The following is a 20,734-nucleotide window of genomic DNA, read 5'->3' on the forward strand; positions in this document are numbered from 1 at the left end:
GCTTCGCCGGGCAGGCTGTTGGTTGCCTCAGGCTGTGGCCGTTGTCCGACCACCGCGTCTGATGATTGTTAAGCCTGGCTCAAAACGGCATTCGGAGGCCGGCGGATTTTCGCGTCCGCCGAACCCTTTAGGCTCGCCCGGCGTTGGGTGTTCGGCGGAGGCCGAAGCCGCCATCTCCGGAGCCTATGCATGGACCGTCTTGTCGAGGCCGATATGTCACGCCGCGATCTCCTCATCGCCAGCGCCGCCTCGGTGGCGGCGGGCGGCACAGCGGCGCAGGCCGCCGACGCTCTGGCGCCCGCCGGTTCGACGCCAGGTCCGCCGGGCGCGGAGGTGTCGCTGAAGGTCAACGGCCAGGACCGGACCCTCACGCTCGACAACCGCACCACCCTGCTGGACGCCCTGCGCGAACATCTGCAGCTGACCGGCGCCAAGAAGGGCTGCGATCACGGCCAGTGCGGCACCTGTACGGTGATCGTCGAGGGACGGCGCATCAACAGCTGCCTAACCCTGGCTGTGATGCACCAGGGCGAAGAGATCACCACCATCGAGGGGCTGGGCAAGCCTGGCGACCTGCACCCCATGCAGGCGGCGTTCGTCAAGCATGACGGCTACCAGTGCGGCTATTGCACCCCGGGCCAGATCTGCTCGGCCGTGTCGGTGCTGGAGGAGATCAAGGCGGGAATCCCCAGCCACGTCAGCGACGACCTCAACGCCAGGCCCAAGGTTACGGCCGAGGAGCTGCGCGAGCGGATGAGCGGCAACATTTGCCGCTGCGGGGCCTACTCCAACATTGTCGATGCGATCACCGACGTCTCGGGAGGTCGCGCATGAGGGCGTTTTCCTACGAGAAGGCGACCTCGCCGTCCGCCGCGGCCGCCGCCCTGGCCAAGCGGCCGAACGCCAGGTTCATCGCCGGCGGCACCAATCTGCTCGACCTGATGAAGCTGGAAATCGAGACGCCGGAGCATCTGATCGACGTCAACGGGCTGGCGCTGGACAAGATCGAGCGCACGTCAGACGGCGGCTTGCGCATCGGCGCCCTCGTTCGCAACACCGACCTGGCGGCCGACAAGACGGTGCGAAAGGACTACGCGGTGCTGTCGCGGGCCCTGCTGGCCGGGGCCTCGGGCCAGCTGCGCAACAAGGCGACCACTGCGGGCAACCTGTTGCAGCGCACCCGCTGCCCCTACTTCTACGATACCGCCCAGCCCTGCAATAAGCGCAAGCCCGGCAGCGGCTGCTCGGCCATCGGCGGGGTCAGCCGCCAGCTGGCCGTGGTCGGGTCCAGCGAAGCCTGCATCGCCACCCACCCCAGCGACATGGCGGTGGCCATGCGGGTGCTCGACGCCACGGTCGAGACGGTTCGCGCGGATGGCCAGACGCGCGCCATCCCCATCGCCGACTTCCACCGCCTGCCCGGCAACACCCCGCATATCGAGACCAGCCTGGAGGCCGGCGAGCTGATCACCGCCGTGACCCTGCCCAAGCCGGTCGGCGGGACCCAGGTCTATCGCAAGGTCCGAGACCGGGCCTCCTACGCCTTCGCCCTGGTCTCGGTGGCGGCGATCGTCCAGGAGGATGGGCAGGGGCGGGTCGCGTTTGGCGGCGTGGCGCACAAGCCCTGGCGGGTCGAGGCGGCCGACGCGGCCCTGCCGCGCGGGGCCAAGGCAGCGGCGCAGGCCGCCTTCGAAGGCGCTAGGCCGACGGAAGAAAACGCCTTCAAGGTCACCCTGGCGGAACGCACCCTGGCCGGGGTGCTGGCGGAAACGAGGGCCTGAGCCATGAAGTTCGAGACCCCCGCAGGCGACAATCCCATCGACAAGCTGACCCACGTCGGCAAGCCGTTGGACCGCATCGATGGCCCGCTCAAGACCAGCGGCCAGGCCCGCTATGCCTACGAGCGGCACGACATGGCGCCGGACGCCGCCTACGGCTACGTGCTGGGCACGACCATCGCCAAGGGCCGGATCAAGGCCATCGATACGTCCAAGGCGCGCGCCGCCCCCGGCGTGTTGGCCGTGGTCACCCACCAGAACGCCGGCAAGCTTGGCAAGGGCAAGATGAACACCGCCAGGCTGCTGGCCGGGCCGGAGGTGGAGCACTACCACCAGGCCGTCGCTGTGGTGGTGGCGGAGACTTTCGAACAGGCGCGCGCCGCCGCCGGCCTGATCCGCGTCGACTATGCCGAAGCCAAGGGCGCCTTCGACCTGAAGGCCGCCAAGGGCTCGGCCGAGCCGGTGAAGGACCCGCCCGACGCCCGCGCCGGCGACTTCGAGAAGGCCTTTGCCGCCGCCGAGGTCAAGGTGGACGCCGAATACACGACGCCCGATCAGGCCCATGCGATGATGGAGCCGCATGCCAGCGTCGCTGTCTGGCAGGATGACGCCCTGACCCTGTGGACCTCCAACCAGATGATCGACTGGGGCCGCGGCGATGTCGCCGCCACGCTTGGCATTCCGAAGGTGAAGGTGCGGATCGTCTCGCCCTTCATCGGCGGCGGGTTCGGCGGCAAGCTGTTCGTGCGGGCGGACGCCCTGATGGCGGCGCTGGGCGCCAAGGCGGCGGGCCGGGCGGTCAAGGTGGCCCTCAGTCGGCCGATGATGTTCAACAACACCACCCACCGGCCGGCCACCATCCAGCGCATCCGCATCGGCGCCGGCAAGGACGGCAGGATCACCGCCATCGGCCACGAGACCTGGTCCGGCGACCTGCCCGGCGGCGGGCCGGAGACGGCGGCCGAACAGACCAAGCTGCTTTACGCCGGCGAGAACCGGATGACCGCCACGCGCCTGGCCGTGCTGGACCTGCCGGAAGGCAACGCCATGCGGGCGCCGGGCGAGGCGCCGGGGCTGATGGCCCTGGAGGTGGCGATCGATGAGATGGCCGAAAAGCTGGGCCTCGATCCTGTCGAGTTCCGCATCCGCAACGACACCCAGGTCGACCCGCACAAGCCGGAACGGCCCTTCTCCCAACGCCAGCTGGTCGAATGCCTGCGCCAGGGGGCGGACCGGTTCGGCTGGAGCAAGCGCGGCAAGCCCGGCGCCCGGCGCGAGGGCCGCTGGCTGGTCGGCATGGGCGTGGCGGCGGCCTTCCGCAACAACCTGACCATGAAGTCGGGCGCCCGCATGCGGCTGCAACCGGACGGGATGCTGGTCGTCGAGACCGACATGACCGACATCGGCACCGGCAGCTACACCATCATCGCCCAGACGGCGGCGGAGGTGATGGGCGTGCCGATGAAGTCGGTGATCGTGCGGCTGGGCGACTCCCAGTTTCCGGTCTCGGCCGGGTCGGGCGGCCAGTGGGGCGCCAACAGCTCGACGGCGGGTGTCTATGCCGCCGGGATGAAGCTGCGCGGCGTCGTGGCCCAGAAGCTGGGCCTGGATCCGGAAGCCGCCGAATTTGCCGATGGTCGGGTCAAGGTCGGCAACGCCAGCCATGCCCTGCGCGACGCCGCTAAGGACGGCGACCTCGTCGTCGAGGACTTCATCGAATTCGGCGACCTGGCCAAGAAATACCAGCAGTCGACCTTCGGCGGCCATTTCGTCGAGGTCGCCGTCGACGCCTGGACGGCTGAGGTTCGCGTGCGCCGCATGCTGGCGGTCTGCGCCGCCGGTCGCATCCTCAATCCCAAGTCCGCCCGCAGCCAGGTGATCGGCGCCATGGTCATGGGCACGGGGGCGGCGCTGATGGAGGACCTGGTTGTCGACAAGCGCCGCGGCTTCTTCGCCAACCACGACCTGGCGGGCTACGAAGTGCCGGTCCATGCCGACATTCCGCATCAGGAGGTGGTCTTCCTCGACGAGGTCGATCCGACCTCGTCGCCGATGAAGGCGAAGGGCGTGGGCGAGCTCGGCATCTGCGGTGTCGGGGCGGCGGTGGCCAATGCCGTCTACAACGCCACCGGCGTGCGGATTCGCGACTATCCGATCACCCTCGACAAGCTTCTGAAGGACATGCCGGCGGTCGCCTGATCCTTGACCCCTGGCGGAACGCCGTTTGGTCTCTATATGTTCTCCTACGGGCCTGGGGCGGAGCGACTCGCCGACCTGTGCGTTGGGAGAGGCGGGATGGCTTTTGATACCGACGACCGCGAAACCCTAGCTCGGAGCCTGGCCAGGGTCCGCGAACGGACGCGCGCCCTGGCGGCGCCCCTGAGCCCGGAGGACATGCAGCCCCAGGCCATGCCCGACGCCAGCCCGACCAAATGGCATCTGGCCCACACCACCTGGTTCTTCGACGAATTCATCCTCGGCCCGGCCGGCTATTCGCCGCCGGCGCCCGAGGGCGCGCGGTACCTGTTCAACAGTTACTACGAGGCGGTCGGCGAGCGCCAGGCGCGGCCTGAACGAGGTCTGACCACGCGGCCCTCGGCGGTTGAGATCCTCGACTGGCGGGCGCGGGTCGATGAGGCGCTGGAGCGGATGTTCGCCCAGGGCGGCTCGGCGCTGATCAACGACCTGGCGCCATTGATCGAGCTTGGTCTGAACCATGAGGAGCAGCACCAGGAACTGCTGCTGATGGACATTCTGTCCCTGTTCGCCCTGCATCCGGGCGCGCCGGCCTATCGTACCGACCTGGCCTCGGCCGAGGGGCCGGCGGCCGGGCCGACCGGCTGGATTTCCAGCGATGGCGGCCTGGTCGAGATTGGCGCGGGGCAGGGCGGGTTCGCCTTCGACTGCGAACGGCCGCGCCAGCGGGTCTGGCTGGAGCCCTTCGCCCTGGCCGACCGTCTGGTGACCTGCGGTGAGTGGCAGGCCTTCATGGCCGATGGCGGCTACGATCAACCGGCCCACTGGCTGTCCGACGGCTGGGATCGGGCCCGCGCCGAGGGCTGGCGCGCGCCCGCCTATTGGGAAGAGGCGGACGGCGTCTGGACACGCCGCACTCTCGCCGGCCGTGAAGTCGTCGATCCCGACGCACCGGTCTGCCACGTCAGCTACTACGAAGCCGACGCCTACGCTCGGTGGGCCGGGGCGCGGCTCCCCAGCGAGGGCGAGTGGGAGTCCATCGCCGCCACGCGGCCGGTGGCCGGCAACGTCCTCGAACGCGACATCCTGCGCACCGCCCCCTCAGCCGGCGACCAGCTGTTCGGCGACGTCTGGGAATGGACGGCCAGCGCCTACTCGCCCTATCGCGGTTTCGCTCCGGCGGCCGGGGCGGTGGGCGAGTACAACGGCAAGTTCATGTCGGGACGCCAGGTGATGCGCGGCGGCTGCTGCGTCACGCCCGGCGCCCATCTGCGGGCCAGCTACCGCAACTTCTTCGAACCCCACCAGCGCTGGATGTTCTCCGGGCTGCGCCTAGCCAGGGATTGCGCATGAACCAGATCACCCCCCTGTATCCGGACCTAGAACAGGCCCTGTTCGCCGAGGACATGGTCGCCGGCCTGTCGCGGAGCCCGAAGGCCACCCCGCCCAAATGGTTCTACGACGCCGCCGGCTCGGCGCTGTTCGACGACATCACCCGGTTGCCGGAATACTATCCGACCCGCACCGAGCGGGCCCTGCTCGACGCCAAGGGGGCCGAGATCGCCGCCGCCATCGGCCCTGGCCGCACGGTGGTGGAATATGGCTCTGGCTCAGCGGCCAAGGCCATCGCCCTTTTGAGCCAGCTGCAGGAGCCGGCCGGCTACCTCTGCGTCGAGATCGACCCCGGCGCGGCGCGGGCCACAGCAGCGGAGGTCAAGCGTGCCTATCCGGACCTGGCAGTGCGCGGCGTGGCCGGTGACTTCACCCATCTGGAGGGCGAGGTGATGGCCGGGCGCCGGCCGCGCCTGGGCTTCTTCCCCGGCTCGACGGTCGGCAACTTCCCGCCGGAGGAGGCCGGGCGGCTGCTCGGCGCCATGCGTCGGCACCTGGGCGAGGGGGCGCAATTGCTGCTCGGCGCCGACCTGATCAAGGATCGCGCCACGCTCGAGGCAGCCTATGACGACGCCGCCGGCGTAACCGCGCGCTTCAACAAGAACCTGCTGGTCCGGGCCAACCGCGAGCTGGGCGCCGACTTCGACCTCGACAGCTTCGAGCACCGGGCGGTGTGGAACGCCCACCAGGCGCGGATCGAGATGCGTCTGGTTTCCACCCGCGACCAGACGGTCCAGCTGGCCGGCCGCCGCTTCGTCTTCGAGCCCGGCGAAAGCATCCATACCGAGAGCAGCTACAAGTTCGACCGGCCACGCCTGGAAACCCTGGCGGCCGCCGGCGGCTGGCGGATCGCCCAGATGTGGACACCGGCGGACGGGGCCTTCTCGCTCAGCCTGCTGACGGCGGACTGAGCCGTGGACGCCAGAATCGCGGCATAGGGTTCCATTGGCGGCGGACTGTGACTAGGTTCGCCACCTTTCGGGGCGGGCTGCGTTAGGCGAACTATGGTCCATCACTATCTCGAGTTCGAACGGCCGATCGCCGAACTGGAAGGCAAGATCGAGGAGCTGTCCAAGCTCTCCGAATCCGCCGGGGCCGGCGCGTTCGATGGCGAGATCGACGCCCTGCGTCGCCGGCTGGACGACCTGCGTCGCGAGGCCTACGGCAAGCTCGACCCCTGGCAGAAGACCCAGGTGGCGCGCCATCCCGAGCGGCCGCACTTCGTCGATTTTCTCGCGGGTCTGATCGACGAGTTCGTCGAGCTGCGCGGCGACCGCAAGTTCGCCGATGACCAGGCGATCCTGGGCGGCCTCGGCCGGTTCCGCGGCGTGCCTGTCCTGCTGATCGGCCAGGAGAAGGGCCACGACACCACCACCCGGCTGAAGCACAACTTCGGCATGGCCCGGCCCGAGGGCTACCGTAAGGCCGTGCGGCTGATGGACATGGCCGAGCAGTTCAACCTGCCGGTGCTCAGCTTCGTCGACACCGCCGGCGCCTATCCGGGCCTGGGGGCCGAGGAACGGGGCCAGGCTGAAGCCATCGCCCGCGGCACCGAGCGCTGCCTGACCCTGAAGACCCCGATGATCGCCACGGTGACCGGCGAGGGGATGAGCGGGGGGGCCATCGGCATCGCCGCCGCCAACCGCGTGCTGATCATGGAGCACGGAATCTATTCGGTGATCAGCCCCGAGGGCGCCGCCTCCATCCTGTGGCGCGACGGCGCCCGGGCCCGCGACGCGGCCACCCAGATGCACATCACCGCCCAGGACCTGATCAAGACTGGCGTCGTCGATCGAATCATCGACGAGCCTCCGGGCGGCGCCCACTCCGATCCCGAAGCGGCGATCCGCCTTGTCGGCGACGTGATCGAGGACGAGCTGAAGCTGTTGCTGAACCTCAGCCCCGAGCAGCTGTTGGCTCAGCGGGCAGAGCGCTACTACGCAATCGGGCGCACCTCCCCAGTCTGAGGTCTACCTGGTCTTTGAACGAATTCGTTGAACGCATTCGTCCAATTAACCTTACAGTTACGACCGCGTCGCAATCCTACATCGGGGGGTGGGGTCGCGTTTATGAGTACTACCGGAGGGCCGTCGGCCGCCGCCAACGGCGCTGGTGACACCGGTCTCCACATGGGGACCATCTTCAACCTGTCGAGGGCGACCGTGATGGTCGTGGACGACAACAGCTATTCCCTGCGACTGACAACCCAGACCCTTCTGGGCTTCGGCATGCAGAGCCGGCGTCTGTGCTCGAGCGCGGATCAGGCCAGGGCATTCCTCGCGGCCAATGTGGTCGATCTCCTCATCGTCGACTGCGACATGCCGGAGGAGGACGGCTACGACCTGGTCCGCTGGCTTCGGCACTCGGGCATGGACCCCAACGCGTTCGCGCCGGTGCTGATGATCTCCGGCCACATTCGCCGTTCGATGGTCGACAAGGCCCGCGATTGCGGCGCCAACTTCATCGTCACGCGACCGTTAACGCCTTCGGTACTGCTCGAGCGCATCCTCTGGCTGGCCAGGGATCCGCGTCCCTTTATTCAGGCGGGCGACTACCTGGGGCCGGACCGGCGGTTCAACGAGCCGACCCTGCCGCCAGGACAGATCGAACGTCGGTCCGACCGGTTGAGGGCGATGTCCGCCGAGGCGGAAGCCGCCGCCCGGAACGCGGCCGAGCAAGGGGGTTGAACCATGGCCGTCACCGTATTTCGCCGCCGCTCCAACCTGTCCAAACTGGTTGATACCAGTGGGGGGATGACCGCGCTGGCGGCCCTGCGTGGGGCCGAGCGGGAAACCGCCGAGGTCCGGGATGAAGGCCGGGCCATCCTCATGGAAGCCCTCGCAGCCCTCGAAAGCGCCGCGGGCCAGCCACCTTCGACTGTGGCTTGGCTGGACGCCGTCTATGCGGCCGCAGGGGACATCCTGGACGTCTGCCCTGCCGAACTGCCGGCGCTCTACAAGGCGGTCCACGGCCTGTGCGAACTGGCCGACATGCAGCGGCGCGCCGGTCGGCTGGACGCCCCGCCGATCCAGGTCCACATCGCCGCCCTGCGTCCGCTCAGCCAGCCGGGCCAGGACCTGAAAGCCGCCGCTCCGGTGCTCGCGGGGCTCGACGCGCTGCTGAGGCGCGAGGCCGCCAAAACGGTCTTGCCTGACGCCGGGTGACCTCCTGCTAAGCTTTTCCCAACAAATTTTGGGAGACGCACCATGGCCATTCGCACCCGCTTCACCGAGCTGTTCGGCGTCGAGCATCCGATCGCCCAGGGCGGCATGCAATGGGTCGGCAAGGCCGAGCTGGTCGCCGCCGTGGCCAACGCCGGGGCGCTGGGCTTCATCACCGCCCTGACCCAGCCGACGCCGGAAGACCTGGCCAAGGAAATCCAGCGCACCAAGGATCTGACCGACAAGCCGTTCGGGGTGAACCTGACCATCCTGCCAGCCATCAAGCCGCCGCCCTACGCCGAATACCGCGCCGCCATCATCGAGAGCGGCATCACCATGGTCGAGACCGCCGGCTACAAGCCGCAGGAGCACGTCGACCACTTCAAGGCGCATGGGGTGAAGGTCATCCACAAATGCACCGCCGTCCGCCACGCCCTGTCGGCGGAGCGGATGGGCGTGGACGCCATCAGCATCGACGGTTTCGAGTGCGCCGGTCACCCGGGCGAGGATGACATCCCCGGCCTGATCCTGATTCCGGCGGCCGCCGACAAGATCAAGATTCCGATGCTGGCCTCGGGCGGCTTCGGCGACGCGCGCGGCCTGGTCGCCGCCCTGGCGCTGGGCGCCGACGGCATCAACATGGGCACCCGCTTCTGCGTCACCAAGGAGGCCCCGATCCCGGAGGCCTTCAAGCAGCAGATGGTGGCCAACGACGAGCGCCAGACCGACCTGATCTTCCGCACCCTGCACAACACCGCCCGCGTCATGCGCAATCAGGTCAGCCAGGAAGTGGTCCAGATCGAGCGGGCCGGCGGCGCCAAGTTCGAGGATGTGCAGCACCTGGTGGCCGGCACCCGCGGCCGTGACGCCCTGGCCAACGGCGACACCGACGGCGGCATCTGGTCGGCCGGCATGATCCAGGGGCTGATCCACGACGTGCCGAGCGTGAAGGAGCTGGTCGACCGTATCGTCGCCGAGGCCGAGGACCTGATCCGCGCCCGCCTGGAAAGCATGATTGCCCCGGGCGCGCGCGTGGCGGCCGAATAGGCCGCCAATAGAATCTGCGAGGGCGCCACTGTCGGGAATTTGATCAGTATACGTCAAATGCCGTTTCTGGATTCTGCCAGGCAATAGACTAGAAACAACTGTGACGGTCCTGTGAAGTTTTCGCGAATAGGCAACCGGAAACCGCCGTCTTAGGTCAGCGTTAGTAAGCGTCCGGCAAATCCACCGCATGTGTGGAGCTTGTCGATGCTGACCCTGCGTGAGGCCGTGACATCCGTCATTCCGGCGCGGCCGGACGATCCCGGCGGCCTGCTATACGATCGCTTCAGCGCCGAGCCCGACACCCTGATCGTGCCGGTCGTCGACGAAGGCGGCCGGCCCGTGGGGCTGCTCGATCGCAACAGCTTCTTCCTTAAGATGGCCGCCGAGTTCGGCCGCGCCCTCTATGCCCGTCGGCCAATCTCGGCGCTGATGAACACCGAGCCTCTGCTGGTCGACGTCCATGTGCCGCTGGCCGACTTTACCGCCGACAGCCTCTCGGCCCAGCCCTCGGAGCTGCTCAGCGGCTTCATCGTCACCCAGGACGGGCGATACCTGGGCGTCGGCACCGTCCTGGCCCTGCTGCAGGCGTCCAGTGACGCCAACCGCCGGGTCGCCCGCGCCCTGGCCGAGGCCAGCGCCGAGGCCCAGCGCGCCCGCAAGTTCATGACCGAGGTGGTCGAGGCCATGCCGGCCGTGGTCTTTGTCAAGCGGGCCAGCGACCTGTCCTATGTGCTGGTCAACGCCGCCTGCGAACAGCAACTGGGCTATTCCAGCGAAGAAATGGTCGGCCGCACCGACGCGGCCTTCTACGAACCGGACCTGGCCGCCATCTACCGCGAGCGTGACCAGGAGGTGCTGGCGTCCGGCGAGGTGCGGGTGGTTGAGGAGGACATCATTCCCCGGCCCGACGGCGGCCATGTCACCCTGCGCACAAAGAAGCGCGCCATTCTCGGCCCCGACGGACGGCCTGAATACCTGATCGGCGTTTCCGAGGATATCTCGGAGCGCAAGCGGGCCGAGGCCCAGATCGCCCGTCTGGCGCACTACGATCCCCTTACCGACCTGCCCAACCGGGTGCTGTTCCAGTCGGCCCTGCGCGAGGCCCTGGCGCGTTCGGCGCGGCAGGGCTCGCCGGTGGCGGTGCACTGCGTCGATCTGGACCGGTTCAAGGTGGTCAACGATACGCTTGGGCACCCAGCAGGCGACGCGCTGTTGCGGGCGGCGGCGGAGCGGCTGCGGGGCTGCGCGCGAGAAGGTGACACGGTGGCCAGGCTCGGCGGGGACGAGTTCGCGGTGGTCCAGTGCGGCCTGACCGGGGGCGGCGCCGACGCCACCCGGCTGGCGGCCCGCATCGTCGAGGCCATGGCTCAGCCGTTCGACATCCAGGGACAGCAGGTGGTGGCCGGGGCGAGCGTCGGCGTCGCCCTGTCCCCCGACGACGGGACCGAGCCGGACGAACTGCTCAAGAAGGCCGACATGGCCCTGTACCGCGCCAAGGCCGAGGGCCGCGGCGCCTTCCATTTCTTCGAACGCTCGATGGACGAGAAGCTGCAGGCCCGCCGCCTGCTGGAGCTGGATCTCCGCCGGGCGTTGGGCGCCGGGGAGTTCGAGCTCTACTACCAGCCGCTCTTCTGCCTGGCCCGCGACCGGGTCAGCGGCTGCGAGGCTCTGATCCGCTGGCGCCATCCCGAGCGCGGCATGATCTCGCCGGCCGAGTTCATCCCCCTGGCCGAGGAGATCGGCCTGATCGTGCCGCTTGGCGACTGGGTGCTGCGCCAGGCCTGCGCCGAAGCGGCCAACTGGCCGATGGACGTGCGGCTGGCGGTCAACCTCTCGCCCACCCAGTTCCGCGGCAAGCATCTGGTTCAGTCGGTGATCTCGGCCCTGGCCGCCTCGGGCCTCGATCCCCGCCGCCTGGAGCTGGAGATCACCGAGTCGGTGCTGCTGCAGGACAGCGCCGCCAACCTGGCCGTGCTGCACGACCTTAAGGATCTCGGCGTCCGCATCTCGATGGACGACTTCGGCACCGGCTATTCGTCGCTGAGCTACCTGCGCAGTTTCCCGTTCGACAAGATCAAGATCGACCAGACCTTCGTCCGCGACATCCTGCATGATGATGACGCCCTGGCCATCATTCGGGCGGTGACCGGCCTCGGCGCCAGCCTCGGGATTGTGACCACCGCCGAAGGGGTGGAGACCACCGAGCAATTGGACGAACTGCGCCAGCAGGGGTGCCAGGAAATCCAGGGCTATGTGATCAGCCGCCCGGCGCCGGCGTCCGAGATAGCTGCGCTGCTGGGCGTCAATCGGCCAGTCGCGGAGACGTTGGCGGAGCCTAGCCCTGCCGCGCCACGGTCTGGTTCGGGAACAGCGCGTCCCGCGCGGCGGTCAGCCGGCGGCGCAACCCGCGGTGCGCGCGGGTGATAGCATAGTCGATCGTCTCGGCCAGGCTGACGTGCAGAGGCGCGCGCACCGGCAGGCATGCCTCCAGCTCAGCGATCAGGTCTTCAGCTGGTCCATCGTTGAGAAAATGGTTCGCGCCCGGCACCCGGCGGAAGCGCATCGGCCGCAGCGTCCGCACCTCCTTGACCAGCCGCTCGGCGGTCTCGATGGGGGCGAAGTCGTCCTGGTCGCCATGCACCAGATGGATGGGGGTGATGATGCGCTCCAGCGCCTGACGCATGTGGATCAGCTGGCCGGGCTGACCGGCCACCTCCAGCACGGCGTTGCGCAGGTCGCGCGGCACCGGCACATGGCGCAGCAGGAACTGGCCGAACCGCACCAGGAACCGAGCGGTCGGACCCGGATCGCCCAGATAGCCGGACAGCAGCACCAACCCCGCCAGATTTCTGGGCCGACGCGCGGCCATCAGGCTGGCGATCGCCGCGCCGTAGGATTGGCCAACCAGCAGCAGCTTCTGGCCAGGCGCAACGCTCAGCAGAGGCATGAGGGCTTCGGCCTGGATGCGAATGTCGCCGACGTACTCGGCCTCGCCGCTGCCGGCATAGCCGGGCCGGTCGACAACAATCATCTCGCGGTCGCCCGGCAGGGCGGCCAGCACCGGCGCCCAGTATTCGGCCCAGCTTGGCGCGCCGGTCACCACCACGATCTTCACCGGCGCAGGCTTGACGCGCGGGGTAGTCAGGGCGCTCAGGGTCCAGCCGTGACTGCCGCCGCAAGGCATGCTGATGCGCTTGACCTGGCTCTCTTCATAGAGCTCGGCCAGCGGCACATGTTCGATCCGGCCCTGCCGCTCGCTTTCCCAAGCGGCCCAGCCGAGTTCCAGCACACCTTTGGGGCGTTTGCGCGCCACGATCCGTCTCCTGTATTTGCCCGCCTGTCCCAGCGGGATTTCCAACGTGCTTGCGGCCCAAGAGTTCTCCAGGAGAAGCTTAGGGTCACCGATCTTTTTCGTAATGTTGCATATGCGCCCTGAACCTCGGCTAAACAGGCCGTATGCGCCTTCGTCACATCGAGGTTTTCCACGCGGTCTACGCCCACGGTTCGATCAGCACCGCGGCGCGGACGCTGAACGTCTCCCAGCCCTCGGTCAGCAAGGTGCTCAAGCATGCCGAGGACCAGTTGGGCTTCCGCCTGTTCCGGCGGGTGAAGGGCAGGTTGGCGCCGACCGACGAGGCCCACGCCCTGTTCCGGGAGGTCAAGGAGGTGTTCGAACGCCTCGATTCCCTCAAACAGGCGGCCCGCAATCTGAAGCTGGGGGAGGGCGGCCACATCCGCGCCGCGGTCCTGCCGGCCCTGGGGCTCAGCATTGCGCCCTCGGCGGTGGCCCGCTTCCGCGCCAAACACCCGACGGTGACCTTCGACTTCCGGACTCTGCACTACGACGAGGTCCTGCGCTCGCTCTATGAGCACGAGGTCGACATGGCGCTCGCCTACGACTCCATCCAGCACCCGCGGGTGAACAACTTCCAGATCGGCCAAGGCGAGCTGATGATGATGTTCCGGCGCGGCGAGTTCGGCGAGGCGCCGGGCGAGCGGCTGGACCTCAAGGACCTGGAGAGCCGCAACTATATCGGCTCGGGCGCGACCGGCCCGGTCAGCGACATCTTCTCCGCCGAGGTCGAGGGCCGGGGTCTCGTGATCAACGAGCCCATAACCGTCTCGACCTTCTACATGGCCGCCTCCCTGGTGCGGCACGGGGTCGGGGTGGCGGTGGTCGACGAGTTCACCGCCCGGGCCGAGGCGTCCGAGCTTATCGACTTCCGCCCGCTGGAGCCGGCCCTGGCCTTCGGCGTCTACTGCATGCACCTGGAAGACCGGCCGCTGTCGCACCTGTCCGAAAGCTTCGTGAAGGTGATGCGGGAGGTGTTGGAGGAAGTTCGGGGGAGTTAGCCAAAAGCTATAGGGCATGCTCGTAACCGAACTTGCCGCCTGAAGCCTACCCCGCGAATAGTCCGCGCCAGTTCAACGGCCGCGCGGAAGGGCGCCATGATTGCCTCCCCCTATCTCCTCTACCTCGGCGCGGCGACCGACCCGCTGGCGGTGAAGACCGCGCGCGGCGTCGCCGAATGGCGGCCCGACCGCTGCCTTGGCCAGATCCGCCTGCCGGGCGCCACGGTCAGCCTGAACCTGCCCGACCTGACCATCGAGCGGGCCGCCGCCCAGGGCGCCAAAACGCTGATCATCGGCGAGGCCAACGCCGGCGGCGTGCTGAGCCCCGCCGCCATCCCTGTGGTCCTGGCCGCGCTCGAAGCCGGGCTCGATGTCGCCAGCGGCCTGCACCAGCGGCTGGGCGAGGTTCCGGCCATCCGCGAAGCCGCCCAGCGCCTTGGCCGTACGCTCACCGACGTGCGGGAGCCGCCGGCAGACCTGATCGTCGGCAAGGGCGTTCCTCGCCCCGGCCTTCGGTTGCTGACCGTCGGCACCGACTGTTCTGTCGGCAAGATGTACAGCTCCCTCGCCATCGAGCGAGAGATGCGGTCTCGGGGCCTGGCCGCCGACTTCCGCGCCACCGGCCAGACCGGCATCCTGATCACCGGCGACGGTGTCCCGGTCGATGCGGTGATCGCCGACTTCATCTCCGGCGCCGTGGAGCGGGTCAGCCCTGCCCGCGATGACGGTGGCTGGGACGTCATCGAGGGCCAGGGCTCGCTGTTCCATCCCTCCTACGCCGGGGTCACCCTGGGCCTGATCCACGGCGCCCAGCCGGACGCCCTGGTCCTCTGCCACGAGCCCGGCCGCCCGCATATGCGCGGCGTACCTGGCCATCCGGTGCCGGACCTGGCCACCTGCCTGGAGCGGAACCTGGAGGCTGCCCGGTTGACCAATCCCGATGTCATCGCGGTTGGGGTCGCCCTCAACACCTCCGCCATGGGGGCCCAGGCGGCCCTCGACCTCTGCGCCCGCGTCTCGGACCAGTTGGGCCTGCCCTGCCAGGACCCGGTCGCCCACGGAACCCACCTCATCGTCGATCGGCTGGTCTCATGCTTCGCCACGCAAACGTCCGCCGCCAGCGCTGGCCGCTGAAGGCGCCCTTCCGCATCTCGCGCGGGGTGAAGACCGCCGCCGAGACGGTGATCGTCACCCTGCGCCGGGGCGAGGCCTGCGGCCGGGGGGAGGGCACGCCCTATCCCCGCTACGGCGAGAGCGCCGAGGGGGTGCTGGCCCTGCTGGCCGAACCGCTCGCCGCCTTCGAGGCCGGCGCGCCCGATGACGCTGTGCTGGCCCTCCTGCCGGCCGGGGCGGCGCGCAACGCCCTCGACTGCGCTCTATGGGACCTCAGGGCCCGTGAGGGCGGCCGCTCGGTTGCCGCGATGACTGGCCTGGCCCGCCCGGCCGAGGTCGTCTGCGCCATCACCCTGAGCCTGGACGAGCCCGACGCGATGGCCGCCGCCGCCCGCGCCAGCGCCGGGGCGCCGCTGATCAAGATCAAGCTCGACGCCGACAGTCCGGCCGAGCGGCTGGAAGCGGTGGCCGCCGCCGCGCCCCGTTCCCGTTTCATCGTCGATCCCAATGAGGGCTGGACCCGCGCCATCCTCGACGATCTGCGACCCTTGCTGGCCCGCCTGCCCATCGCCCTGATCGAACAGCCGCTGCCGACCGATTCCGACCACGACCTTGAAGGCTTCGATCCGCCCGCCCCGGTCTGCGCTGACGAGAGCCTGCACACTGCCGAGGACCTGGCCGGCCTGCGCGGTCGCTACCAGGCGGTCAATATCAAGCTCGACAAGACCGGCGGCCTGACCGAGGCCGTCGCCACCCTCCGCGCCGCCCGGGCCATGGGCTTCCAGGTGATGACCGGCTGCATGGTCGCCTCGTCACTGGCCATCACCCCCGCCCTGCATATCGCCGGGGCCAGCGATGTGGTCGACCTGGACGGCCCCTGGTGGCTGGCCGGCGACTGGCCCGCCGGGGTGCGGCTGGAAGGTGGCGTGATGCGCGCGCCCAAGCTGGGCTTCTGGGGCGATCAGCCGTGAGCTGTATACCCAAAGGCTATGACTTTCGGAACGATGCGAAAGGCTGAGGTTATTGGCTCGCGGCGCCTGCGAGGCGATGGTGTCACAGTCCGGACACAAGACCGAAGATCGGCCCGGCGCAGGATTTACATGGGGGTAGTGGGCATGGCCCGTCGTCAATTCAACGAGACTCTGAAAACCGTCCTGCTGGCCTCCGCCGCCAGCCTGATCGCCGGCGCAACCTTCGCGCAGGACGCACCGGTCGCCACCGGCGAGGAAACCGACGTCGAGGAGATCACGGTCGTCGGCAGCCAGATCAAGGGCAACAAGGCCACCGAGGCCCTGCCGGTCACCGTGCTGAACAATGACGACATCGACGCCGCCGCGCCCGGCAGCGGCGACGAGCTGTTCCGCTCCATTCCGCAGGCCGGGGACGTCAGTTTCACCGAATCGCGCACGACCGGCGGCATCAATGACGCCCGCGGCGACACGGCCTCGATCAACCTGCGCAGCCTTGGCACCGGCAACACCCTGGTGCTGCTGAACGGTCGCCGCCTGGTGCTGCACCCAGCCATCCAGGTCGAGAACCTGGTGCCGGTCGCGACCGTCAACACCAACACCATTCCGGTCAGCGGCGTGCGCCGCATCGAGGTGCTGCGCGACGGCGCCTCGGCCATCTACGGCACCGACGCCGTGGCCGGGGTGATCAACACCGTCCTGAAGTCCAGCTTCGACGGCTTCACCATCGACAGCGAGCTGGGCTTCACCGCGGACAGCGGCCAGGAGCAGTTCGAACTGTCGTTCGAACTGGGCAAGGACTTCAACGGCGGCCGCAGCAACATCTCGCTGTTCGGCGCCTACACCCAGCGCGACCCGCTTTGGGCCTACGAGCGGCGGTTCTCGCGCAACAGCGACATGCGCGGGCTGTTCAAGAAAGGGCCTTGGGCCGGCGACACCGACTGGCAGAACAACTCGCTCGACACCCCCTGGGGCGAGTTCCAGCGGCTGACCGCCAGCTACGCCGTCTCCACCACGACGGCGAGCTATAACGGGACCAGCTTCACCACCAGCGGCATCTTCCATGTCCAGCCGTCGACCAACGAGGGCTGTATCGTGCCGCTGTCGGGCAACGTCTGCTACGACAACTCCAGCCTCTCGACCGCCAGCACCGACAACAACCTGCGCTACAATTCCAACGATGAGCGCACCCTGTGGGGCGAACTCGAGCGCATCAACCTGTTCGGCTTCGCCAACCATGAGTTCGAGAACGGCATCGAGCTCTACTCCGAACTTGGATACTTCAAGTCGACGTCGACCGGCTCGCGCGAGCAGGAAACCACCCTCACGAACCAGCGGGTGATCGTTCCGATCAATGGCTATTGGAATCCCCTTGGCCCGGTCGGCAGCCCGAACCGCCTGCCGGGCCTGACCGGCGTGGCCACCACCGGCGTGCCGATCGAGCTGATCGATTACCGCCTGGTCGATGCCGGCGCCCAGACCTACACGGTCGACCAATCGGTCACCCGCTACCTGGTCGGCGTTCGCGGCGAGCATTGGGGCTGGGACTGGGACAGCGCCTTCGTCTACAGCCGCGCCGAAACCGAGGACGTCCAGCGGGCGCCCAGCCTGACCCTGTTCCAGGCGGCCTTGGGAGGCACGACCGCCGACACTGCCTACAATCCGTTCAACGGTGGTGACCCGGCGAACCCTGACGAAGGCGACAGCTCGCCCAACGCCCGGAGCATCATCAGCAGCTTCATTGTGCCGGTGACCCGCAAGAGCCACACCTCCATGGCCCTGTGGGACTTCAAGGTGTCGAAGCCCGACCTGTTCACCTGGTGGGGCGGCGACATCGGCATGGCCGCCGGCGTCGAGCTGCGCCGCGAAACTTACGGGGACGACCGCGACAAGCGCCTGGACGGCACGATCACCTACACCGACCTGGCCGGGACCACGACCGGCAGCGACGTGATGGGCGTCAGCCCGACCCCGGACACCTCGGGGGCCCGCAACGTCCAGGGCGCCTTCATCGAGTTCGCGATCCCGCTGGTCGAGCGCGGCAAGTTCCCGATGGGCCTCTACTCGCTGGATGTGCAGCTGGCGGCCCGATACGAGAACTACACCCTGTTCGGCGACGTGCTGAAGCCGAAGGTGGCGGTCAGCTACCGGCCGTTCGAGTTCCTGCAACTGCGCGGCGCCTGGTCGGAGGGCTTCCGGGCGCCCAACCTTCCCCAGCAGTACGAGCGCGGCATTCAGCGCAGCAACAGCCGCACCGACTGGATCCGTTGCGAGATCGCCGTGCGGGCCGGTACGACCGCCGACTTCGACAGCTGCTCGGCCTCGGTTTCGGTGATTTCCAACCGCTCCGGCAACGAACAGCTGAAGCCGGAGGATTCCGAGAACCTCACCTACGGCATCACCTTCGAAACCACCTTCCTGCCGCGTCGCTTCGGCCGGTTCACCGCGACCATCGACTACTGGAAGGTCGAGCAGAACAACATCATCGGCCTGTTCGGGGACGGCAACGCCCTGACGCTGGACTACTACCTGCGCACCCTGGCGCAGGTCGACCCGACCAATCCGCTGCCGGATAGCAATGTGAATGTCGTTCGCGCGCCGGCCACCCCGACGCAGCTGGCCGACTTCGCCGCCGCCGGTTTCGGTCCGCCGTCTGCCGCTCCCGGTTCGATCATCAACGTGATCGACAACTACCGGAACCTGGGTCCGCGCGAGGCGGAGGGCGTCGACTTCGGGCTGTTCTACAGCATCGACGACACCCCCTGGGGCGACTTCGACGTCAAGGTCAACGCCGCCAAGCTGCTGACCTTCTACCAGACGCCCGGTCCGGAACAGCAGCTGCTGCTCGACGCCCAGGCGGCCGGGGTCATCGATCCCAGCATCGTCATTGCGGGCGCCGAGAGCCTGATCCGCCAGAACGGCCGGCCCGAGTGGCGCTGGACCGGGACGGTGACCTGGCGCAAGGGCGGCTGGGGCGTGGGCTACTACACCGCCTATGTCGGCGATGTGGAGGACACCTCCGCCACCCTGCCGGACGGCACCCGCTGGGTGGTGGACGACGTCCAGACCCACAACCTCTACGTCCAGTACACCATCGATTCCAACGATTGGTCGGACGGAACGCGGATCCGTGTCGGCGCCCGCAACATCTTCGACGAACAGCCGCCGCTGGCCGACAGCGACCTGGGCTTCCTGGGCGAGCTCCACTCGCCGCGGGGCCGGGTGGTCTACGCCAGCATCCGCAAGCGGTTCTGATCAAGGAATAGACGAAAGGAAGCCGTCGAATGATCCGGCCCCACGGCCGAGGAGCGCCATCGCCTGGCCTGGAGGGAGGGGGTAACCAACCCCCCTCGCCAATCGCCGCCCGGCGAGAGACGATGGCCGCTTCGACGACTCCTTCGAAAGCCATCGCTTCATGACAGACGCCGCCCCACCCATCGCCGAAACGGCGCCCCAACCCCAACCCAAGAAGGGCGGTCCGCTGCGCTTCTGGTTCGCCATCCCGTTGTGGCAGCGGATCCTCGTCGCCCTGATCCTGGGCGGGGTGATCGGCTACTTCTGGGGAGAGGGCGCAAACAGCATCAAATGGATCGGGGATGTCTTCATCCGCCTGATCCGGATGATCGTCGCCCCGCTGGTGTTCTTCATCATCGCCTCCGGCGTGGCCCAGCTGGGCGACGCCCGCCGACTGGGGTCCATCGGCTTCAAAACCATCGGCATGTATCTGCTGACGACAATCATAGCCGTCAGCATCGGCCTGACCATCGCGACGATCATCGCACCGGGCCTGGGCGCCACCTTCCAGGGGGTGACGCCGGGGGTGGTGACGCCGCCCAAGAGTACGGCGGAGATGTTCATCTCCATCGTCCCGACCAACCCGATCAAGTCGCTGGCCGAGGGCGAGACCCTGTCGATCATCTTCTTCGCCCTGATCATCGGGGTGGCGGTGATCCTTGCCGGCAAGAGCGGCGAGCCGGTGGCCAGGGGGCTCCAGTCGGGCTCCGAGGTCATGCTGAAGGTCGTCGAGATGGTGATGGAGGTCGCCCCGTTCGGCGTCTTCGCCCTGATCTGCGTGCTGATGGGCAACGGCGGGGCCGAAATCTTCACCAACATCGCCAAGCTGGCGGCCTGCGTGCTGATCGGGTCGTTGATCCAGACCTTCATCACCCACGGCGCGGTGATACGGTTCGGGGCTTGGCTGCCGTTGATCCCCTTCTACCGCGGGGTGGCCGACGCCATCATGGTCGGCTTCTCCACATCCTCCAGCTCCGCCACCCTTCCGGTGGCCATCCGGGTGGCGGAAGAAAACCTCGGCATCAAGCCGACGATCAGCTCCACCGTCCTGCCGCTCGGCGCCACCATCGGCATGGACGGCACGGCCATGTACATCGGCATGCTGACCCTGTTCGCCTGCCAGGCCTTCGGCGTCGAGCTCAGCATCGTGCAGTATGTGCTGGTCGCCCTGACGATCGCCATCGTGGCCATGGGCGCAGCGCCGGTCCCCTCGGGCAGTTTCTTCGTCCTGCCGGCTGTGCTGGCCTCGATCGGCATCGTCGACGCCCAGACGGCCCTGATCGTCGGTTTCATCCTGCCCTTCGACCGCATCCTCGACATGATGCGGACTGTCCCCAACGTCACCTGTGATCTCGCCATCGCCACTGCTGTCGCGCGCTGGGAAGGGGAGATCGACGTGGACGAATACAAGTCAGCCAAGGACGTGTGATCC

General features: G+C 68.2%; 16 protein-coding genes. 15 read left to right on the forward strand and 1 reads right to left on the reverse strand.

From position 1 onward, the window contains the following. Positions 1-189 precede the first annotated feature (189 nt). From paoA to GVN21_RS04085, 10 genes are all read left to right on the forward strand, one after another. Positions 190-834 carry an aldehyde dehydrogenase iron-sulfur subunit PaoA gene (gene paoA, locus GVN21_RS04040; protein ID WP_166573435.1) on the forward strand — a complete coding sequence of 215 codons (645 nt, stop codon included), beginning with the start codon at positions 190-192 and terminating at the stop codon, positions 832-834. After that, a complete protein-coding gene (locus GVN21_RS04045) occupies positions 831-1,781 on the forward strand; it encodes a xanthine dehydrogenase family protein subunit M (protein ID WP_166573436.1) in 951 nt (316 codons plus the stop codon). Before paoA ends, GVN21_RS04045 begins: the two co-directional genes overlap by 4 nt. A gap of 3 nt (positions 1,782-1,784) precedes the next feature. Then, positions 1,785-3,977, forward strand: coding sequence for an aldehyde oxidoreductase molybdenum-binding subunit PaoC (paoC, locus tag GVN21_RS04050; protein ID WP_166573437.1), 2,193 nt, complete (start codon positions 1,785-1,787; stop codon positions 3,975-3,977). 96 nt (positions 3,978-4,073) lie between these two features. Further along, on the forward strand, positions 4,074-5,327 hold the full coding sequence (egtB, locus tag GVN21_RS20730) for an ergothioneine biosynthesis protein EgtB (RefSeq protein WP_166573438.1): 1,254 nt from the start codon (positions 4,074-4,076) through the stop codon (positions 5,325-5,327). Continuing rightward, the gene (egtD, locus tag GVN21_RS20735; protein WP_166573439.1) at positions 5,324-6,277 is read left to right on the forward strand and encodes an L-histidine N(alpha)-methyltransferase; all 954 of its coding nucleotides are present in this window, start codon (positions 5,324-5,326) and stop codon (positions 6,275-6,277) included. Before egtB ends, egtD begins: the two co-directional genes overlap by 4 nt. 93 nt (positions 6,278-6,370) lie before the next feature. Then, the gene (locus tag GVN21_RS04065; protein ID WP_166573440.1) at positions 6,371-7,333 is read left to right on the forward strand and encodes an acetyl-CoA carboxylase carboxyltransferase subunit alpha; all 963 of its coding nucleotides are present in this window, start codon (positions 6,371-6,373) and stop codon (positions 7,331-7,333) included. A gap of 198 nt (positions 7,334-7,531) precedes the next feature. Beyond that, the gene (locus GVN21_RS04070; protein WP_240902742.1) at positions 7,532-8,053 is read left to right on the forward strand and encodes a response regulator; all 522 of its coding nucleotides are present in this window, start codon (positions 7,532-7,534) and stop codon (positions 8,051-8,053) included. Between the two features lie 3 nt (positions 8,054-8,056). Beyond that, positions 8,057-8,530, forward strand: coding sequence for a hypothetical protein (locus tag GVN21_RS04075; RefSeq protein WP_166573442.1), 474 nt, complete (start codon positions 8,057-8,059; stop codon positions 8,528-8,530). 42 nt (positions 8,531-8,572) lie between these two features. Next, positions 8,573-9,574 (forward strand): nitronate monooxygenase family protein, encoded by a 1,002-nt coding sequence (locus tag GVN21_RS04080; protein WP_166573443.1) that lies wholly within the window; start codon positions 8,573-8,575, stop codon positions 9,572-9,574. A gap of 204 nt (positions 9,575-9,778) precedes the next feature. Next, entirely contained in the window at positions 9,779-11,998 is a 2,220-nt protein-coding gene (locus GVN21_RS04085; protein WP_166573444.1) for an EAL domain-containing protein, read from the forward strand. On the opposite strand, the gene GVN21_RS04090 is transcribed toward GVN21_RS04085, so the two are convergent. Next, the gene (locus GVN21_RS04090) at positions 11,910-12,887 is read right to left on the reverse strand and encodes an alpha/beta hydrolase (RefSeq protein WP_166573445.1); all 978 of its coding nucleotides are present in this window, start codon (positions 12,885-12,887) and stop codon (positions 11,910-11,912) included. The two genes, GVN21_RS04085 and GVN21_RS04090, sit on opposite strands and share 89 nt — an antisense overlap. A gap of 143 nt (positions 12,888-13,030) precedes the next feature. On the opposite strand from GVN21_RS04090, the gene GVN21_RS04095 reads away from it, so the two are divergent. From GVN21_RS04095 to GVN21_RS04115, 5 genes are all read left to right on the forward strand, one after another. After that, on the forward strand, positions 13,031-13,927 hold the full coding sequence (locus GVN21_RS04095; RefSeq protein ID WP_166573446.1) for a LysR family transcriptional regulator: 897 nt from the start codon (positions 13,031-13,033) through the stop codon (positions 13,925-13,927). 96 nt (positions 13,928-14,023) lie between these two features. Further along, positions 14,024-15,061: an N-acetyltransferase DgcN gene (dgcN, locus tag GVN21_RS04100; RefSeq protein WP_166573447.1), complete on the forward strand. Its 1,038-nt coding sequence runs from the start codon at positions 14,024-14,026 to the stop codon at positions 15,059-15,061. Then, the gene (gene dgcA / locus GVN21_RS04105) at positions 15,019-16,011 is read left to right on the forward strand and encodes an N-acetyl-D-Glu racemase DgcA (RefSeq protein WP_166573448.1); all 993 of its coding nucleotides are present in this window, start codon (positions 15,019-15,021) and stop codon (positions 16,009-16,011) included. Before dgcN ends, dgcA begins: the two co-directional genes overlap by 43 nt. Before the next feature lie 144 nt (positions 16,012-16,155). Continuing rightward, positions 16,156-19,263, forward strand: coding sequence for a TonB-dependent receptor (locus GVN21_RS04110; protein ID WP_166573449.1), 3,108 nt, complete (start codon positions 16,156-16,158; stop codon positions 19,261-19,263). Between the two features lie 160 nt (positions 19,264-19,423). Then, complete coding sequence (locus GVN21_RS04115) at positions 19,424-20,731, forward strand: dicarboxylate/amino acid:cation symporter (protein WP_166573450.1); 1,308 nt, start codon at positions 19,424-19,426, stop codon at positions 20,729-20,731. The last annotated feature ends 3 nt before the right edge of the window (positions 20,732-20,734 follow it).

Source organism: Caulobacter sp. SLTY, assembly GCF_009905535.1.
Classification (GTDB): Bacteria; Pseudomonadota; Alphaproteobacteria; order Caulobacterales; family Caulobacteraceae; genus Caulobacter.

What these genes read in the sequence shown, in the direction of transcription:
- paoA (WP_166573435.1), top strand. Translation starts at nt 190, where the DNA reads ATGGACCGTCTTGTCGAGGCCGATATGTCACGCCGCGATCTCCTCATC.
- GVN21_RS04045 (WP_166573436.1), top strand. Translation starts at nt 831, where the DNA reads ATGAGGGCGTTTTCCTACGAGAAGGCGACCTCGCCGTCCGCCGCGGCC.
- paoC (WP_166573437.1), top strand. Translation starts at nt 1,785, where the DNA reads ATGAAGTTCGAGACCCCCGCAGGCGACAATCCCATCGACAAGCTGACC.
- egtB (WP_166573438.1), top strand. Translation starts at nt 4,074, where the DNA reads ATGGCTTTTGATACCGACGACCGCGAAACCCTAGCTCGGAGCCTGGCC.
- egtD (WP_166573439.1), top strand. Translation starts at nt 5,324, where the DNA reads ATGAACCAGATCACCCCCCTGTATCCGGACCTAGAACAGGCCCTGTTC.
- GVN21_RS04065 (WP_166573440.1), top strand. Translation starts at nt 6,371, where the DNA reads ATGGTCCATCACTATCTCGAGTTCGAACGGCCGATCGCCGAACTGGAA.
- GVN21_RS04070 (WP_240902742.1), top strand. Translation starts at nt 7,532, where the DNA reads ATGGTCGTGGACGACAACAGCTATTCCCTGCGACTGACAACCCAGACC.
- GVN21_RS04075 (WP_166573442.1), top strand. Translation starts at nt 8,057, where the DNA reads ATGGCCGTCACCGTATTTCGCCGCCGCTCCAACCTGTCCAAACTGGTT.
- GVN21_RS04080 (WP_166573443.1), top strand. Translation starts at nt 8,573, where the DNA reads ATGGCCATTCGCACCCGCTTCACCGAGCTGTTCGGCGTCGAGCATCCG.
- GVN21_RS04085 (WP_166573444.1), top strand. Translation starts at nt 9,779, where the DNA reads ATGCTGACCCTGCGTGAGGCCGTGACATCCGTCATTCCGGCGCGGCCG.
- GVN21_RS04095 (WP_166573446.1), top strand. Translation starts at nt 13,031, where the DNA reads ATGCGCCTTCGTCACATCGAGGTTTTCCACGCGGTCTACGCCCACGGT.
- dgcN (WP_166573447.1), top strand. Translation starts at nt 14,024, where the DNA reads ATGATTGCCTCCCCCTATCTCCTCTACCTCGGCGCGGCGACCGACCCG.
- dgcA (WP_166573448.1), top strand. Translation starts at nt 15,019, where the DNA reads ATGCTTCGCCACGCAAACGTCCGCCGCCAGCGCTGGCCGCTGAAGGCG.
- GVN21_RS04110 (WP_166573449.1), top strand. Translation starts at nt 16,156, where the DNA reads ATGGCCCGTCGTCAATTCAACGAGACTCTGAAAACCGTCCTGCTGGCC.
- GVN21_RS04115 (WP_166573450.1), top strand. Translation starts at nt 19,424, where the DNA reads ATGACAGACGCCGCCCCACCCATCGCCGAAACGGCGCCCCAACCCCAA.